1 pseudogene is annotated in these 380 nt (G+C 78.2%); it reads right to left on the bottom strand.

Annotation, left to right across the window (positions count from 1 at the left end):
• Positions 1 to 248, bottom strand: a pseudogene (locus EOA24_RS44215) (hypothetical protein); the annotation flags it as partial.
• Between the last annotated feature and the right edge of the window lie 132 nt (positions 249 to 380).

Below are 380 nucleotides of genomic sequence, written 5' to 3'. Positions count from 1 at the left end.
CTGGTGAAGCCGGCCAAGCCTGCCGCCGACGCCGCGGCGGCGCCGCCGGCGGCGGGCGCCGGCGAACCGGCCGAGGCGACCAAGTTCACGCAGCGCCTGACGCCCGAGGGCAAGGAGACCGATCCCGGTCCGGCTAGCGGACAGGCCACGATCGGCGAAGGCGAATCCGTCGCGGCGCTGACCTCGCGGCCGCCGCCCGCCCCGGCAACGGCGCCTGCGCCGACCGGTGCCGCGCCTGCGCCTGCCACGCAAACGCCTCCCGCTGCGGCGCCGACGACCGACGCGGCCAATCCGATGCCGCCGGCGGCTGGAACCGCACCGCCAACGGCTGATGCGGCAACGACGCCCCCCGCCGCCGGAGCAACGCCACCCGCTGCAGC

Origin of the sequence: Mesorhizobium sp. M2A.F.Ca.ET.039.01.1.1 (assembly GCF_003998035.1) — a bacterium.
Lineage (GTDB): Bacteria > Pseudomonadota > Alphaproteobacteria > Rhizobiales > Rhizobiaceae > Mesorhizobium.
Note: the sequence above shows the minus strand (reverse complement) of the source record. Positions and strands in the feature narration are given on the sequence as shown.